Consider the following 17,018-nt stretch of genomic DNA (forward strand, 5'->3'; position numbering starts at 1 on the left):
CGGGGGCGCCCCTTGGCCGTCGGTCTTCAGACGGTGATGCGGTCGATGACAAGCGGCAGCTGCGGCCCGGCCACCTCGCCCACCTCGTACGCGCCCTCCAGCGCCGCGAGAGCGCGCTCGAAGCGCCCGGTCTCGTCGGCGTGCAGGGTCATGAGGGGCTGCCCCTGGCGTACCAGGTCGCCCGGCTTGGCGTGCAGGACGACGCCCGCGCCGAACGACACCGGGTCCTCCTTGCGCGCCCTTCCCGCGCCCAGCCGCCAGGCGGCCAGGCCCACCGCGTACGCGTCGAGCCTGGTCAGCACGCCGGAGGCGGGCACCTCGACCGTCATGGTCTCGGCCGCCTGCGGCAGCAGCGCGTCGGGGTCGCCGCCCTGGGCGGAGATCATCCGCCGCCACACGTCCATGGCGGAGCCGTCCTCCAGCGCCTTGGCCGGGTCCTTGGCCCCGGTGATCCCGGCGGCCTCCAGCATCTCGCGGGCCAGCCGTACGGTGAGCTCGACCACGTCGGCCGGCCCGCCGCCCGACAGCACCTCGACCGACTCGGCGACTTCCAGCGCGTTGCCCACGGCCCGCCCGAGCGGCCGGTCCATGGCGGTGAGCAGGGCGACCGTGCGCACGCCCGCGTCGGTGCCGAGCGCGACCATGGTCTCGGCCAGCTCCCTGGCGTCGTGGACGGTCTTCATGAACGCCCCCGAGCCGACCTTGACGTCGAGGACGAGCGACCCGGTGCCCTCGGCGATCTTCTTCGACATGATCGACGAGGCGATGAGCGGGATCGACTCGACGGTGCCGGTGACGTCGCGCAGGGCGTACAGCTTCTTGTCGGCGGGGGCGAGGCCGGAGCCCGCCGCGCAGACGACGGCGCCGGCGGCGCGCAGCACGTCCAGCATCTCCGCGTTGGACAGCGAGGCCCGCCATCCGGGGATCGACTCCAGCTTGTCGAGCGTGCCGCCGGTGTGGCCGAGCCCGCGCCCGGACAGCTGCGGCACGTACGCCCCGCAGGCCGCCACCAGCGGCGCCAGCGGCAGCGTGATCTTGTCGCCGACCCCGCCGGTCGAGTGCTTGTCGGCGGTGGGCCGGTCGAGCGCCGACCAGTCCATGCGCTCGCCCGAGCGGATCATGGCCAGGGTCCAGTCGGCGATCTCGCGGCGGTCCATGCCGTTCAGCAGGATCGCCATGGCCAGGGCCGACATCTGCTCGTCGGCCACCTCGCCGCGCGTGTACGCGTCGATGACCCAGTCGATCTGCGCCGTGGTCAGCTCGCGCCGGTCCCGCTTGGCCCTGATGACCTCGATGGCGTCCATCAGGAGCTCCTGCTGAGGTCCTGCGGGCCGAACGCGTACGGCAGGATCTCGGCCATGCGCTTGGGCCCGTCCTCGGTCTCGACGAGCAGGTCCTCGCCGCCGAACTCGTAGAGGAGCTGGCGGCAGCGCCCGCACGGCATCAGCAGCTCACCGTGGCCGTCCACGCAGGTGAAGGCGACCAGCCGGCCGCCGCCCGAGCGCTGCAGCGCCGAGACCAGGCCGCACTCGGCGCACAGGCCCACGCCGTAGGAGGCGTTCTCGACGTTGCAGCCGGTGACGATCCGGCCGTCGTCGACCAGCGCCGCCGCCCCCACGGGGAATTTCGAGTACGGCGCGTACGCGTGCCGCATGGCTTCTGCGGCCTCGTCGCGCAGGCCGTCCCAGTCGATGTTCAATGTTGTTCCCCCCGGCGATAGCTCACGCCGTCCGCCTTGGGCATCCGCAGCCGCTGGGAGGCGATCAGGAGCACGAGCAGCGTGAGCACGTGTGGCGTGATGAAGACGAAGTCGTTCGGCAGCTCGTCGATGACCAGCCAGAGCCAGAACAGCACGGCCGCGCCCACGACGGCCCCTGCCATCACCACATACTGCCTGACGCCCGGCGCGGCCAGCTCGGCGGGCCGGTCGGGCGCGGTCAGGCGGTGGACCTGCAGGACGAGGTAGGCCAGCAGCAGCACCGCGCCGAACAGGAAGAACGTGGTGACGGTCTGGGCGCTGCGCAGCTGCAGGCCGTTGGCGTAGCCGAACAGGGCGGAGCCCGCGGCCAGGCCGCCGGGACGCCAGTTGCCGAAGATCATGGCGGCGAGGCCGATGAAGCCGCGGCCCTGGGTCTGGCCCTCGACGTACTTGTCGGAGACGAAGACCAGGAACACGCCGCCGAGCCCGGCGAAGGCGCCGGAGAGCACCACGGCGACGTACTTGATCCGATAGACGTTGACGCCCAGCGACTCGGCGGCCCACGGGTTCTCACCGGCCGAGCGCAGCCGCAGGCCGAAGGCGGTGTGCCAGAGCACGAAGAACGTCAGCGGCAGCAGCAGCACGGCCAGGACCACCAGCAGGTTCATCTGGTGGGTGAGCCCGCGCAGCACGCCCGCGACGTCGGCCACGAGGAACCAGTGGGTGCTCTCCAGCTTGCCGAGCAGGTCGGGCCCCGAGGACAGCAGCGGCAGGCTGATCGTGGGCGTGTCCCCGCTGACCGCGGGCGAGCTGGTGATGCCCGCGCCCGCCTCGGCGGCGGGCGTGCCCTCCTTGTAGAGCACCTCCGACAGGAAGCGGGTGATGCCGGGACCGAGCAGGTTGATGGCGACGCCGCTGATGATGTGGTCGACGCCGAACGTCACGGTCGCGATGGCGTGCAGGAGCCCGCCGAGCGCGCCGCCGATCAGCCCGGCGGCCAGCGCGGCCCACGGACCCCACTGGTATCCGGCCCAGCCGGCGAACCACGTGCCGAGCACCATCATGCCTTCGAGGCCGATGTTGACCACGCCGGCCCGCTCGGCCCACAGGCCGCCGAGACCGGCCAGGGCGATCGGCACGGCGAGGATGAGCGCGGCGCCGACGGTGCCGGACGAGGTGAGGTCGTCGAAGCCGGTCAGCACGCGGACCAGCGACACCACCACGATGAGCGCGGCGACGCCGATCAGCGCGAGGTGGTATTTGCGGACCCTGGTCATGCTGCCACCTCAACGGGAGTGTTCCTGCCGAGCTGCTGGGCCGCTCGCCGTTCTTCGATCCTCAGCGCGATGCGGTTGGTCACCTCGTTGGCCACGACGACGAGCAGCACGATCGCGCCCTGGATGATGGTGACGACGGAGGCGGGGATGTCGGCGAACTGCAGCGCGCCCTGCGCCCGGTCGAGGAAGGCGAACAGCAGCGCGGCGAACGCGATGCCGACGGGCTTGTTCCTGCCGAGCAGCGCCACCGCGATGCCGAGGAAGCCCAGGCCGGCGGTGAAGTTGTTGGTGTAGGCGCCCCGGTCGCCGAGGATCTCCGGCAGGCCGATGAGCCCGGCGATGCCGCCCGACAGCACCATGGCAGCGATGATCATCTTCTTGGGGTTGACGCCGGATGCCTGGGCGGCCGGGCCGTTGAGCCCGCTGGCCTTGACGTTGAAGCCGAACCTGGTGCGCTCCAGCACGACCCAGATGACCACGCCGAGCACGACGGCCACGAGCAGGAAGCCCCACAGGCCGCCGTTGCGGGTGGGCGGCAGCATGCCGAACCACTCGAAGACGAAGTTCAGGTCGGGGAACATGCCCGAGTCGGGCAGCGGCGGCGTGGTCGTGTTGAGCTGGCCCTCCGCCCGCTCACCCGCGAACGGCTCGCGCAGCAGGTACGCCGACAGCGCGATCGCGATGTAGTTGAGCATGATCGTGGAGATGACCTCGTTCACGCCCCTGGTCACCTTCATGACGGCGGGGATGAGCGCGTACAGGCCGCCGACGGCGGCCGCCACGAGGATGATGACCGCGATCTGGATGGGGGCGGGCGCGGTGAAGGTGGAGCCCACGAACGCCGCGCAGATCGCGGCGATGCGGTACTGACCCTCGACGCCGATGTTGAAGAGGTTCATGCGGAAGCCGACGGCGACCGCGAGACCGGCGATGAACAGCGGCACGGCCCTGTTGAGGAAGGTCGCGACGGAGTTGGACTCCGCCCGCGCGCTGTTGCCGAAGTCGAAGAAGGCGACCAGCGCGTCGAGCGGGCTGCCGCCCGCGACCACGATGGCCACGCTGCAGATGGCGATCGCCAGCACGACGGCGATGGCGGCGCCGGCGACGGTGAGCAGTGCCCGGTTGAGCCCGGCGGGCATCACGTCTCCTCGTTTCCGGCGATGGCGCCGGTCATGTAACCGCCCAGCTGTTCGGGCGTGATCTCGCGGGGGTCGAGCCCGGCGACGAGCCGGCCCCGGTAGATGACCTGGAGCGTGTCGGACAGGCCGATCAGCTCGTCCAGGTCGGCGGAGATGAGCAGCACGGCGAGGCCGGCCGCGCGGGCGTCGCGGAGGTGGTCCCAGATCGCGGCCTGGGCGCCGACGTCCACGCCGCGCGTGGGGTGCGCGGCGATGAGGAAGACGGGCTCGCCGCTCATCTCCCGGCCCACGATCAGCTTCTGCTGGTTGCCGCCGGACAGGGCCAGGGCCATCGTGTCCACGCCTGGCGTACGCACGTCGTACGCGTCGATGATGCGCTGGGTGTCGGCCTTTGACGCCTTCCTGTCCACCCAGACGCCCTTGTGCGCGGGCTTCCTCGTCTGGTGGCCGAGCACCCGGTTCTCCCACAGCGACGCCTCCAGGAGCAGGCCCTGGCGGTGGCGGTCCTCGGGGATGTAGCCGATGCCGGCCTCGCGGCGGCGCAGCGTGGACCAGGAGCTGATGTCGCTGCCGTCGAGCTCGACCAGGCCGTGCGCGGCCCTGATGCCCATGATGGCCTCGATCAGCTCCGACTGGCCGTTGCCCTCGACGCCGGCGATGCCCAGGATCTCGCCCTTGCGCACCTGGAACGACACGTCGTCGAGCAGCAGCCGCTTGCCCTCGTCGCGCAGCCTGGCGGCGTACTCACCGGCCGCTACGCCCTTGGGGGCGGGGTGGTGCCCGTCGGCCTCCACGGTGAGGTGGGAGACCTGCAGCGCGACCGTGTCGGTCACGGTGGACTCGCGGGTCTCCGGCGTGGGCAGCTCGCTGCCCACCATCAGCTCGGCGAGCTGGCGCGCGGTCACCTCGCGGGGATCGACGCTGGCCACGGTGGTGCCGCGGCGGATGACGGTGATCGCGTCGGCGATGCCGAGCACCTCGTCGAGCTTGTGGGAGATGAAGATGACCGTCAGGCCCTCGGCCTTGAGCTCGCGCAGGTTCTGGAAGAGCTCGTCCACCTCCTGCGGCACGAGCACGGCGGTCGGCTCGTCGAGGATGAGGATGCGGGCTCCGCGGTAGAGCACTTTGAGGATCTCGACGCGCTGGCGGTCGCCGACGCCGAGGTCCTCCACCAGCTTGTCGGGGTCGACCCGCAGGCCGTGGGTGGCGGCCAGCTCGGTGATGCGCCTGCGGGCCGAGGCGGTGTCGAGCCGGCCGGCCCGCTTCGGCTCGGCACCGAGGACGATGTTCTCCAGCACCGTGAAGTTGTCGGCGAGCATGAAGTGCTGATGCACCATGCCGATCCCGACGTCGATGGCGTCGCTCGGCGTACGGAAGCTGACCTCCGTGCCGTTGACCTTGATCGTGCCCTCGTCCGGCTTCTGCATGCCGTAGAGGATCTTCATCAGGGTGGACTTGCCCGCGCCGTTCTCCCCTACGATGGCGTGCACCGTGCCGGGCTGGACGGTGATGCGGATGTCGTGGTTCGCGACGACACCGGGGAAACGCTTGGTGATGCCCTCCAGCTCTACGGCGGGTCGCGCCGTGGCCAGGGTGTCAGCACTCATTTCGCCTCTCCTAGAGCGGGTGGGCGACATAGACAGAAGGCCCGAAGTTTACGGACTCCGGGCCCTCAGCTGTCCCTCGTACCCCGATTACGGCTTGGCAGGAACCGTGATCTTGCCGTCGACGATGTCCTTCTTGGCAGCGTCGAGCTTGTCCTTGATGTCGTCGATCTCGCCGCCCGTGGTGGACAGGCCGACACCGTCGACCTTGAGGTCGTACGTCACGTTCGTGCCGCCCTTGGCGCCGCCCTGGAAAGCCTTGATGAACTCGAACACGCCGACGTCGACGCGCTTGAGCATCGAGGTCATGATCACCGACTGCAGGTCGGTCTCCTTGACCGTCTGCCGCTGGTCGGAGTCGACGCCGATGGCCTTCTTGCCGGCCGCGGCGGCCGCCTGGAACACGCCGAGGCCGGAGTCGCCGGAGGCGTGGTAGACGATGTCGGCGCCGTCCTGGTACATCTTCTCGGCCGCGACCTTGCCCTTGTCGGGGGCCTTGAAGCCGCTGAAGTCGCCGTCAGGGGTGAGGTAGGTGACGTCGATCTTGGCGTCCGACTTGACCGACTTCACGCCGGCCACGAAGCCCGCCTCGAACTTCTTGATCAGGTCGGACTCGACGCCGCCGACGAAGCCGACGTGGCCGCTCTCGGACTTGGTCGCCGCGGCGACGCCCGCCAGGTACGAGCCCTGCTCCTCGGCGAACAGCAGGCCGGTCACGTTGGGCGCGTTGGAGGCGGAGTCGACGACCGCGAACTGCAGGTCGGGGTATTCCTCGGCGGTCTTCTTGACGTCTTCGGCGTAGGCGAAGCCGACCCCGATGATCGGGTTGTAGCCGGCGTCCGCGAGCTGACGCAGCAGGTCACCGCGGTTGGAGCCGTCGGCGGAGGGGCTCAGCTCCTTGATCTCCGCGCCCAGCTCCGTCTTCGCCCTCTCGAGGCCGGTGTAGGCCGCGTCGTTGAAGGACTTGTCACCACGCCCGCCGACGTCGAACGCGAGGCCGACCTTCAGCGAGCCGGTGCCCGCCGCGGAACTCGTGCCCCCTGTCGGCTCCTCGCTGGCCGTGGTTCCCCCACCGCCGCCGCCACCACAGGCGGCCGCTGCCATGAGCATGACGCCGGCGACCGGGCCGAGCATCAGCTTGTTGAATCGCTTGCCGAGCAAGGCGACTCCTTCCATTTCCCCGCCGCCGAATCTCATCGCAGGCGCGAAGAAACGAACGGCACCTGCACGGAAGATAGTTGCTTGACCAGGGACAACCAAACCGGCGCACAGGGTCGCAACCGCTCCGTTATCGACATCACTCGCGTCCGTGACCTGGGACCTGAATCCGGCACGAAGCAGGCACACCGTACGACATCCGGAAAGATTTCCCCAACTTCGCCCCACGGACACCCCTTGCCCCAGAGCTCATCGTGACGGAGATTCCCAGCGAAGGTCGAAAACTCTCATCGGAGCCCGCATGCATTCTCGTAAGGCCCGCAGGAGGCTCGCCGTGCCGCTGGCCGCGTTACTCGTGGCCACCCTGACCGGCACAGTGACCGGCACGACGCCCGCCTCGGCCGACACCCCCGCGATCAAGATCGAGAACAACGCGACCCAGCCCGTCTTCTCCCGGGCGGACGCCATCCAGCAGACGGTGTTCGTCGAGGTCAAGGGCACCGACAGCGACAACGACGGCAAACCGGACCGGGTGGCCGTGGACATCCTCCGGCCCAAGGAGACCGACCACGGGCTCAAGGTCCCGGTCATCATGGAGGCGAGCCCGTACTACGCCCCCGGCAACGACGTCGCCAACCACCCCGTGGACGTGGACGAGCACGGCAACCCGCTGCCCGCGCTCACCGCGCTCAGCGCCCGCCAGGACGCCGGGCCGTTCGACGGCTACTACGACAACTACTTCCTGCCCCGCGGCTACGCCATCGCCCTGGTCGAGAACGTCGGCAGCGCCCGCGCCACCGGCTGCCCCACCTCCGGCGACCGCAACGAGACGGCCGGGCCGAAGGCCGCCATCGACTGGCTCAACGGGCGCGCCAAGGGCTTCGACGCCGCCGGCAACCCCGTCGACGCCACCTGGTCCACCGGCAAGGTCGGCATGATCGGCGTCTCGTACAACGGCACGCTGCCCAACGCCGTCGCCGCCACCGGCGTCGAGGGCCTGAAGACGATCGTCCCCATCGCCGCCATCTCCAGCTGGTACGACTACTACCGCGCCAACGGCGGCGTCCTGGCCCCCGGCGGCTTCCAGGGCGAGGACCTCGACGTGCTCGCCAAATACGTCCTGACCAGAGAGAACGGCCAGGAGGCTTGCGGCGCCGTCATCGACGACATCGCCGCCGAGCAGGACCGGATCACCGGCGACTACAGCGCCTTCTGGGACGTCCGCAACTACATGAACGGCGTACGCAAGGTCAAGGCCAGCGTGTTCGTCGTGCACGGGCTCAACGACTGGAACGTCAAGACCAAGCAGTTCGCCCAGTGGTGGTACGCGCTGGCCAAGCAGAAGGTGCCGCGCAAGATCTGGCTGCACCAGGGCACCCACATGAACCCGTTCAGCCTGCGTACCGTCGAATGGCTGCGCCAGCTGCACGGCTGGTTCGACTACTGGCTGCACGGCATCGACACCGGCATCATGCGCGAGCCGCAGGCCGACGTCGAGGCGGCCGCCGGGCAGTGGGAACAGCACCGCTCCTGGCCGCTCCCCGGCACCGTGACCGTCCCCCTGCACCCCGGCCCCGGCTCCTCCCTCGGCTTGCTCCCCCGCCCCCGCGCGGCCAAGGAGACCTTCACCGACCAGAAGACGAGAACGGCCGAGCAACTGGTCGAGGCCACCGGCCAGGACCCGAACCGCCTCGCCTACACCACCCCCACCCTCCCCACGGACGTCCGCATCTCCGGCACCCCGACGGTGAAGGTCCGCGCCTCCTTCAAGGACGGCGCCTCCCCGTACCTGACCGCTTTGCTGGTCGACTACGGCACCGACACCCGCCCGAACGGCAGCCTGCTCTCAACCGGCGAAAACTACTGCTACGGGCAGGGCGTCCCCGGCGACACCGGCTGCACGGTCCTCCGCACCCTGGGCACCTCCGTGACCCCGTACAAGATCGTCACAAGAGGCTGGCTGGACACCCGCAACCGCCACCGCCCCGACCGCACCGACACGCTCCGCCCGGGCAAGGACTACGACTTCACCTGGGACTTCCAGCCCACGGACTACACCTTCAAGAAGGGTCACCGCCTGGGCCTGGTCGTCATCTCGACCGACTACGACTACACCCTCCGCTACCCGGTGGGCACCAAGATCACCATCGCCCCCTCCCACAGCAAACTCAACCTCCCCATAACCCTGGGCCGCCTCCCGTAGGAGGGGAAACCCCGCCGCACTTCGGCGGGGGCCTTAAGGGGGTGGGTGCCAAGCCCCAAAGAGTCCCCCGCCGAAGACGGGCAGGACCTCCGCCACACTTCGGCGGGGGTCCTCAAGGGGGTGGGACGGGGCGCGGAGCCCCACGGAGGGACCCCAGCCGAAGCACCCGCAGGACCCCCGCCGCACTTCGGCGAGGGTCCCCAAGGCGGGGTGGAGGGTGGAGTCCCCAAGGGACCCGGCAAAAGTGCGGCGGAATCCCACCCCAACACCCAAAGGACCGCAGCCGAAGCACGGCGGAACCCCCACCCCCCAACACCCGAAAGAACCCCAGCCCAAGTACGGCGGGGTCCCTCTCCTCACACCCGAAAGGACCCCAGCCCAAGTACGGCGGGGTCCCTCTCCTCACACCCGAAAGGACCCCGGCCGAAGTACGGCGGCCCCCAACACCCGAAAGGACCCCGGCCGGAGTGCGGCGGGGTCCTTTCCCAGCAGGGGTGGTCAGGCCATGGCGTTGGTGATCGAGTCGAGAGGGCCGACCTCCCACAGCGAGGTCAGGGCTGTGGTGGCCATCACCCGCACCCCCATCGCGATCGCCTTCTCGTCCACGTCGAACGTCCCCTGGTGGATGTCGTACGTCACCCCGTCAGGCGACCGCGTGCCGAGCCGGGCGAAGGCGCCCGGGATCGACTCGAGGTACCAGCCGAAGTCCTCGCCCCCGAGTGACTGCTGGGTGGGGACGACGGCCCCGGCCCCGAGGGCCTGCTCGGCGGCGGCGGACAGCATCTCGACGCTGAGCTCGTCGTTGACGACGGGCGGCACCCCGCGGGTGTAGTCGAGGGTGGCCTCGACGCCGTAGGCGCCGGCGACGGACTCGAGCAGCGACTTGATGAGGTCGGGCGCGGCGTGCCAGGCGTCTTCGTCGAGGCAGCGCACGGTGCCCTCGGCGACCCCGTCGTCGGGGATGGCGTTGGCCGCGGTGCCGGCCACCACCTTGCCCCAGACGAGGCTGAGCGAGGAGCGCGGGTCGACGCGGCGCGACAGCGCGGCGGGCAGCTCGGTGAGGATCTTGGCCAGCGCGAAGACGAGGTCGGCGGTCAGGTGGGGGCGGGCGGTGTGGCCGCCAGGCCCGGACACCCGCACGGCGATCTTGTCGCAGGCGGAGGTGATGGGGCCGGTCCTGAGGCCGAACTGGCCGACGTCGACGCGCGGGTCGCAGTGGAGGCCGAAGATGCGGTCGACGCCGCTGATGCCGCCGTGGGCCATGACCTCGAGCGCGCCGCCGGGCAGCTCTTCGGCGGGCTGGAAGATCAGGCGTACGCGGCCGGGCAGCGACCCGGCGGCGGCCTGCTGGGCCAGGAAGAGCGAGGTGCCGAGCAGGACCGTGGTGTGCACGTCGTGGCCGCAGGCGTGGCAGGCGCCCGCCACGGTCGAGCGGTAGGGCACGTCCTTCTCGTCCTGCAGCGGCAGCGCGTCGATGTCGGCGCGCAGGGCGATGGTCGGGCCGTCGCCGCTGCCGACGTCGCAGATCAGCCCGGTACCCTTGGGCAGCACCGAGGGGCTGAGGCCGGCGGCGGTGAGCCGCTCGGCGATGCGCTGTGTCGTGCGATATTCGGCGAAGGCCAGCTCAGGATGCATGTGGAGGTCGCGGCGGAATGCCACGAGATCCTGCTCGGTCTCCGCCAGGAACGCGTCGAGTTCGCCTCGAAGCTCACGTCCCCGCATATGTCACCGTCCCGTCCGATGCCATGCGCTCCCAGCGGACTGCTGGGCTGCACGGCTCATGCGCTCCAAAAAACCTCTCCATCGCCGCCGGGGCCACCTGGTTGAGCGGCCGGTGTGCGGCGGAAACCAAAGATCGGCCCGCCGGATTCGGTGCGCGGATCGTCAAGCACGGGCTTCGCATTCCATCGATCGCGAGTGCCGCCGCAGCCAGGGAGCACGGCGGTCGGCCGTGTGCCTGATGGCGATGCTTCGACTTTATCGCCCTCTCGCGCCTGCACGCCGACAGATACCCCAAATGTTGGCCCGCGGCACGTCCGAAATCGCAGGTTGTCACGTTCCGTACGGGCGCTGGTGATCCCTAAATAGTCACAAGGGATCAGTAGATCGTGACCCGATGCTGCCAGTTCAAACGTGGTCAGCGATTCCGAATCCTGTCACCTTCCGTCATGGTCATCACACTTCAGCGGTTGCTGTTTTCGGGGGGATTGCGTGTTTCACTCGCTATATGATCACTAATATCCCGTTCGGGGAGAAGTATGCTGGGTTGAGCATCTTCGAGCCGGGCGAGGGGACCCTGGTGGTCGTGCCCTCGCTCTCCCTTCCGCAGGATGAGCTCCGCCGGATCACGGGGGCCAGATCCTACGAGGAGCGCCTGCTTTTCCTGCTCCTGACGCTCCGGGAGCCCGGGGTCAAAGTGGTCTACCTCTCCTCCGCGCCGGTCGATCCCGAGATCGTCGACTACTACTTCGGCTTCCTGCCCGATCCGGATGACGCCGCCAAGCGTCTGACGCTGATCAGCCTCGACGACCCCTGGTCCCAGCCGTTGACCAGGGGCGTGCTCGACCGTCCCGACGTGATCGAGCAGCTGCGCGCGGCGATCGACGGGGACGCTTGGCTGGTGCCCTTCGTGCTGAGCGAGCTCGAGGAGGAGCTGGCGTCGCTACTCAGCGTGCCCCTCTACGGACCCGCCACGTCCCTTTCCTATTACGGCTCCAAGAGCGGGGCCAGAGAGGTGGGACATGAGGCGGGCGTCCCGATGGCCCGGGGCTTCGGCGACGTGCGCACGGCGCTCCAGATCGAGGAGGCCATCGAGGCCCTGCCGGGCGACCGGGTGATCGTCAAGCTCAACGACGGCTACTCGGGGCTCGGCAACGCCATCGTCACCAGGTCCGACCGGTCGCTGATCAGCTTCTCCGCCGACGGCGAGGACTGGGGCAGCTTCACCGCGAAGATCAGGGAACGGGGTGCGGTGGTCGAGGAGTTCATCGAGCACCGGCCGCTGTACTACCCGAGCGCGCTGGCCGGCATCACGCCCGGCGGGCACGCCAGGGTGCTGGCCACCCACGACCAGGTGCTCGGCGGCCCGAACGGCCACGTCTACCAGGGCTGCACGTTCCCGGCCGCGCCGGAGTACCGCGCCGAGGTGGGCGCGTCGGCGGGCCGCATCGCGCAGGTGCTCGCGGAGCGCGGCGTGGTGGGCCTGTTCGGGATGGACTTCTTCGCGCTCAAGGCCGACGCCGGGTACGCGGCGCTGCTGTGCGAGATCAACCTGCGCATCGGGGGCACCACGCACCCGTACGGCGCCGCCGTCCTGACGACCGGCGCCACGTACGACCAGGCCACCGGCCACCTCATGTCAGGCGACCGGCCGAAGTACTACACCGCGACCGACAACTGCGCCTCGGCCTGCCTGCGCGGGCGCACGCCCGGCGAGCTGATGCGGAAGGCGGACCGGCTGGGCGTCGGCTTCGACGCCCAGCGGCGTACCGGCAACGTGTTCCACCTGCTCGGGGCCATCCCCGAGCACGGCAAGCTGGGCTTCACCACGATCGGCGACTCCCGCGAGGAGGCCGACGAGCTGCACGCGCTCACCCGCCGCCTCCTGTGCGGCCCTTGATCCCGCCGCCCCCGCCGCGCAACGCGCGCCAGCCGATCACCCCCAGGACGACCCCGAGCACGATGTTCACCGCGATCAGCACGCCGTGCACCACGTAGAACGCGGTGGGGTGGCCGTCGGCCAAGTTAAACCCGAGGTTCACCCACTCGAAGATCATGAATGCGCCTAGGATGATGAGGAATCCGGCGATCTTTCGTGACACATGTGCCTCTCTAGCATCGAACGTGGATCTTCGGGGGATGTGTCGCCACATGTGCACTATCACGGAGCTACGCTGAGACCGCCATGTGGACGAAACTCGTGCCGGTCACGGCACTCATCGCCTCGGTCGCGCTCACCGGCGGGACCGCGCACGCCGAACCGACGACGCCGGTCGGCGGCGAGGCGCTGGGCAGCCGCGGCCTGGTCGCCCCCGCAGGCGTCAAGAAGCCGCCCAAGAGCAAGGCTACTTCGTACGTCATCGCGGACGCCGACACGGGCCAGGTGCTCGCGGCCAAGGACGCCCACGGGCACTACCTGCCGGCCAGCACGCTGAAGACGCTCACCGCGCTCACGCTGATCCCCAAGCTGGACAAGAACCGCAAGATCAAGCCCAGCAGGAACGCGTGCAACCAGGAGGGCAGCGCGGTCGGCCTGTCACCGAAGGTGTCGTACAAGATCGAGGACCTGTTCAGGGCGCTGATGATGTCGTCCGGCAACGACGCCGCGATGGCGCTGGCCGAGACGAACGGCGGCGTGGCCAAGACCATGGCCGACATGAACGCCGAGGCCAAGCGGCTGCAGGCGTTCGACACGGTGGCCAAGACGCCGAGCGGCCTCGACGAGAAGGGGCAGCGCAGCTCGGCGTACGACCTGGCGCTCATCGCCCGCGCCGGCCTGGCCAACCCCGACTTCCGCCGCTACATCAGCACCAAGACCGCGAAGTTCCCGGCGCCCAAGGGCCACTACGAGATCAGCAACCACAACAAGCTGCTCTGGCGCTACGACGGCATGATCGGCATCAAGAACGGCTGGACGTCGAAGGCGCGCGCCAGCTTCGTCGGCGCGGCCACCAGGGGCGGCCACACGATCGTGGTGAGCATCATGCGGCACGAGGGCTTCTTCTGGGACGAGGTGTCCAAGCTGCTCGACTGGGGCTTCTCCGTACGCGGCAAGGCGGCCCCCGTGGGACGCCTGGTGGACCCGTTGCCCGCCACCGCGCTCGCGGGCCCGCACACGGCCGCCACAGCCACTCCCACGACCGCTCCGTCCGGCGGGGCGTCCGTCACTCCGGCCGCGCAGCCGCCGCTGCTCGACACCGCCGCGTCCAAGCAGACCGACTCCACCAAGATGGTCGGCTCGATCGTGATCGGCGGCGGGCTGCTGTTCGGGCTGATCTGGCTGGGGTTCGGCATCCGCCGCAGGCGCGGCCGCTCAGGTCTCTGACGCCTGCGCCCGCTCCGCCTCCTCCTGAGCCTGCTCGACGGCGGGAATGGGGGATGGAGCGGGCGGCGGGCTGAACCCCGCGGTGGCCGTCCACGCGGCCACGAACAGCACGAGCCTGGCCGAGAAGTTCATCCACACCAGCAGACCCACGATGACGGCGAAGACGCCGTACAGGGCGGAGTTGCCGAGCGTGGTGGCCAGCAGCAGCGTCGCGATCTGCTTGAGCACCCCGAACCCGATCGCGCCCAGCAGCGCGCCCTTGGCGATCACCCGGAACGGCTGCCCGGTCCGCGCCACCCAGCCCAGCAGGATCACGAACAGCAGCCAGTCGGCCCCCACGCCGGCGCTCACGCCCGCCGCGCGGAAGCCGAGGTTGGCGAGCACCGACTCCTGGCCGAACAGGAAGTGCATGACGTTGTTCGTCGCCGTGGTGGCGAACCCGGCGACGAGCACGGACGAGATCGCGGTCACGCCGATCAGCAGCAGCGAGACCAGGTCGCGCAACTTGCCGACGAGGAAGCCGAGCGGCGGCACGGTGGTCATGTACATCTCGCGCAGGGCGCCGCGCAGCGCGTCGAGCGCCCCGAGACCCGCGTAGAGCAGGCCGAGCAGGCCGATGATGCCGGCGGTCTCCTTGGCCGTGGCGATGGCGGTCAGGTCGAGCTGGTCGGAGATGCCGGGCAGGCGTTCCTCGATGGCCTTGGTGAGCGCGTACTTGGTGGTCTCGCTGGTCGCCACCACGAAGCCGAGCACCGCGTACGAGAGCGCCACCAGCGGGAAGAACGACAGGAACGCGAAGTAGGTGACCGCGCCCGCCAGCCGGTCGCCCGACTGGAGCTGGTAGCGCTGCACCGCCCTGATGAGGTGGTCGAGCGCGGGCCGGCGCACCCGCCAGTCGTTCAGCCTGCCGCGCCCCCGCGCCTTGGCCGCCGCCACGCGCTCCGTCAGACTCGCCATCTCACCCTCTCACCCCGGGCCCGGGGCGGTGATCAGGCCACGACCACCGCGCGGGCATTGTCGGCCAGGGCGGCGACGACCGTCGCCACCTCATGATGGAGCAACTGCCCAGCACACTTGACGGCACGCCCGGCGACGAAGAGAGCCGCAGCGCATCGAGGCGGCCGACGCCCTCCGCGAGGTCCTCGCGCCCCTCGGCGGGCGCCGCCTCCGCCGACCGAAAAACGCGAGCGTTTCACGCGTTCCACACCCCCCGATAGGGCCTCTGAGCAGGGCGGAAACCAGGACGGCCGGACAGCGGGAGCCCTAGCCTTTGGGATGTTCCGACCGACCCAGGAGGCGTCCCGCCCATGGCCGAAATCAGCACCGGGCACATGGTCAGGCTCCAGCGCGAGCGAAGAGGCATGAGCACCACCGCGCTGGCCACGCAGTCCGGCTGCACCCCCAGGCACATCGAGCTGATCGAGCACGGCAAGCGCACCCCCTCGCTCCCCCTGCTCAGGGAGATCGCCAAAGTGCTCGGCGTCCGCACCGCGGTCCTGCTCGGCGAGACCCCGCGCGACTCGCACGAGCCCAGCAGGCCGCAGATCGGCGACATCGAGCGGGCCCTGTTCACCAGCCGCTCGCAGACGCCCGACATCGAGCCGCCCGACGCCGACCAGCTGGCCGAGCGGGTGGCCGCCGCCCGCAACGCCTGGTTCGCCTCGACGCGCCGCTACTCCATCCTCATGGCCGCGCTGCCGTCGATCATCACCGACGCCGAGAGCCTCGCCCTGGAGCGCACGCCACGGGCCTGCGGCGTGGCGACCGACGCGTACCTGCTGGCCAGGGGTGTGCTCAAGCACCTGCGCAGGGTGGACCTCGCGCACCTGGCCGCCGACCGGGCGATGCGCTTCGCCGAGGAGTCGGAGGACCCGCTGATGACGGCGTGGGCGTACTGGAGCCTCGGGCAGTCGATGCTCTCCGACGACATGCACGAGATCGCGTACGACGTCGCCCGGCGCGGCCTCGAACTCCTCGAACCCCACCTCGCCGAGGGCGACGAGCGGCACACCAAGGCGCTCGGCGCGCTCCACCTGCTCGCCGCCATCGGCGAGGCCCGCAAGGGCGACGACGACACCGCCAAGGAGCGCCTGCGCGGCGCCGCCGCCCGGCTGGCCGAGCGGGTCGACGACACCTCAAACTGCTACGACCTGGCCTTCTTCGGCCCCACGAACGTCGCCATCCACATGGCCAGCATCGAGAACGACATCGGCCGCCCCGAGGCCGTGCTGCGCATCGCCGACGACATCGACCTGCGCCGCACCCCGTCCATCGAGCGCCGCACCACCCATCTCGCCCAGGTCGCCCGCGCCTGCGAGGACCTCGGCGACGACGCCGCGAGCCTGCTCCACCTGCTGCGCATCGAGCGGGAGAGCCCCGAGGAGCTCGACCACAAGCTGCTGCTGCGCGAGATGGTCAGGTCGCTGGCGCGGCGGGCCCGCCCGTCGTGGGCCCCCGAGGTACGCCACCTCGCCGAGCGCCACCACATCACGGTCTGAACCCCGAACTCCGAGTTCGGTCACTGCGAACGGGGAGATCCTTCGCCGGAGTTCGTCACCGTCAGGCGCCGGAGTGCCACGCTGCGTCCATGACCACAGCGCCGAGTGCCGATTTCGTCATGGAACACCTGCTCCAGGAGGCCACGCGGGAGTTCCCCGGATGGTCGTTCGAACGCGACCGCTCGGGCTGGACCGCCACCCGCGACGGGACCCGCCTGCACAGGCCCAGTCTGGCCGCCCTGCGCGCCATCCTGCGCGTGCACAGAGCCGTCCGCCACGACCCGGAGTGCCCGTGCGCCTAGTGCGCCCGTCGCGAGCCGGCACTTCCCCGCGCCCGGCCCGCGACGGCGAAGGGCCAGGACCGCCGACGGCGGTCCTGGCCCTTCAACGAGCCGG

General features: G+C 70.1%; 14 protein-coding genes. 5 read left to right on the forward strand and 9 right to left on the reverse strand.

Annotation, left to right across the window (positions count from 1 at the left end):
• Positions 1–26: 26 nt before the first annotated feature.
• The 6 genes from ACFFR3_RS05095 to ACFFR3_RS05120 all read right to left on the reverse strand — a co-directional run bounded on the left by ACFFR3_RS05095 (position 27) and on the right by ACFFR3_RS05120 (position 6,880).
• Positions 27–1,304 carry a thymidine phosphorylase gene (locus tag ACFFR3_RS05095; RefSeq protein ID WP_345396097.1) on the reverse strand — a complete coding sequence of 426 codons (1,278 nt, stop codon included), beginning with the start codon at positions 1,302–1,304 and terminating at the stop codon, positions 27–29.
• Positions 1,304–1,699 carry a cytidine deaminase gene (locus tag ACFFR3_RS05100; protein ID WP_345396094.1) on the reverse strand — a complete coding sequence of 132 codons (396 nt, stop codon included), beginning with the start codon at positions 1,697–1,699 and terminating at the stop codon, positions 1,304–1,306. The genes ACFFR3_RS05095 and ACFFR3_RS05100 overlap by 1 nt, the downstream gene beginning before the upstream one ends.
• Entirely contained in the window at positions 1,696–2,976 is a 1,281-nt protein-coding gene (locus tag ACFFR3_RS05105) for an ABC transporter permease (RefSeq protein ID WP_345396091.1), read from the reverse strand. The genes ACFFR3_RS05100 and ACFFR3_RS05105 overlap by 4 nt, the downstream gene beginning before the upstream one ends.
• Positions 2,973–4,115 carry an ABC transporter permease gene (locus ACFFR3_RS05110; protein ID WP_364364902.1) on the reverse strand — a complete coding sequence of 381 codons (1,143 nt, stop codon included), beginning with the start codon at positions 4,113–4,115 and terminating at the stop codon, positions 2,973–2,975. The genes ACFFR3_RS05105 and ACFFR3_RS05110 overlap by 4 nt, the downstream gene beginning before the upstream one ends.
• Complete coding sequence (locus tag ACFFR3_RS05115) at positions 4,115–5,722, reverse strand: ABC transporter ATP-binding protein (protein WP_379482665.1); 1,608 nt, start codon at positions 5,720–5,722, stop codon at positions 4,115–4,117. Before ACFFR3_RS05115 ends, ACFFR3_RS05110 begins: the two co-directional genes overlap by 1 nt.
• Before the next feature lie 87 nt (positions 5,723–5,809).
• Complete coding sequence (locus tag ACFFR3_RS05120; protein WP_364364896.1) at positions 5,810–6,880, reverse strand: BMP family lipoprotein; 1,071 nt, start codon at positions 6,878–6,880, stop codon at positions 5,810–5,812.
• A 298-nt stretch (positions 6,881–7,178) separates the two neighbouring features.
• On the opposite strand from ACFFR3_RS05120, the gene ACFFR3_RS05125 reads away from it, so the two are divergent.
• On the forward strand, positions 7,179–9,080 hold the full coding sequence (locus ACFFR3_RS05125; RefSeq protein WP_364364893.1) for a Xaa-Pro dipeptidyl-peptidase: 1,902 nt from the start codon (positions 7,179–7,181) through the stop codon (positions 9,078–9,080).
• A 498-nt stretch (positions 9,081–9,578) separates the two neighbouring features.
• Here the strand turns inward: ACFFR3_RS05125 and ACFFR3_RS05130 are convergent, their stop codons facing one another.
• Positions 9,579–10,802: a M20 family metallopeptidase gene (locus ACFFR3_RS05130; RefSeq protein WP_364364890.1), complete on the reverse strand. Its 1,224-nt coding sequence runs from the start codon at positions 10,800–10,802 to the stop codon at positions 9,579–9,581.
• Between the two features lie 544 nt (positions 10,803–11,346).
• On the opposite strand from ACFFR3_RS05130, the gene ACFFR3_RS05135 reads away from it, so the two are divergent.
• Entirely contained in the window at positions 11,347–12,699 is a 1,353-nt protein-coding gene (locus ACFFR3_RS05135) for a peptide ligase PGM1-related protein (protein WP_379482666.1), read from the forward strand.
• Here ACFFR3_RS05135 and ACFFR3_RS05140 read toward each other — a convergent pair.
• Positions 12,671–12,952, reverse strand: coding sequence for an SCO4848 family membrane protein (locus ACFFR3_RS05140; RefSeq protein ID WP_379482720.1), 282 nt, complete (start codon positions 12,950–12,952; stop codon positions 12,671–12,673). The genes ACFFR3_RS05135 and ACFFR3_RS05140 overlap by 29 nt on opposite strands.
• Before the next feature lie 32 nt (positions 12,953–12,984).
• Here ACFFR3_RS05140 and ACFFR3_RS05145 point away from each other — a divergent pair, with 32 nt between their 5' ends.
• Positions 12,985–14,124, forward strand: coding sequence for a D-alanyl-D-alanine carboxypeptidase family protein (locus tag ACFFR3_RS05145; RefSeq protein WP_345396073.1), 1,140 nt, complete (start codon positions 12,985–12,987; stop codon positions 14,122–14,124).
• On the opposite strand, the gene ACFFR3_RS05150 is transcribed toward ACFFR3_RS05145, so the two are convergent.
• On the reverse strand, positions 14,113–15,081 hold the full coding sequence (locus ACFFR3_RS05150) for a YihY/virulence factor BrkB family protein (RefSeq protein ID WP_364364882.1): 969 nt from the start codon (positions 15,079–15,081) through the stop codon (positions 14,113–14,115). The two genes, ACFFR3_RS05145 and ACFFR3_RS05150, sit on opposite strands and share 12 nt — an antisense overlap.
• Positions 15,082–15,431: 350 nt before the next feature.
• Between ACFFR3_RS05150 and ACFFR3_RS05155 the strand changes: the two genes are divergently transcribed.
• The gene (locus ACFFR3_RS05155; protein ID WP_379482667.1) at positions 15,432–16,622 is read left to right on the forward strand and encodes a helix-turn-helix domain-containing protein; all 1,191 of its coding nucleotides are present in this window, start codon (positions 15,432–15,434) and stop codon (positions 16,620–16,622) included.
• A gap of 89 nt (positions 16,623–16,711) precedes the next feature.
• Positions 16,712–16,924 (forward strand): hypothetical protein, encoded by a 213-nt coding sequence (locus ACFFR3_RS05160; protein ID WP_345396064.1) that lies wholly within the window; start codon positions 16,712–16,714, stop codon positions 16,922–16,924.
• Positions 16,925–17,018 lie beyond the last annotated feature (94 nt).

Source organism: Nonomuraea salmonea, assembly GCF_042428605.1.
GTDB lineage: Bacteria > Actinomycetota > Actinomycetes > Streptosporangiales > Streptosporangiaceae > Nonomuraea > Nonomuraea salmonea.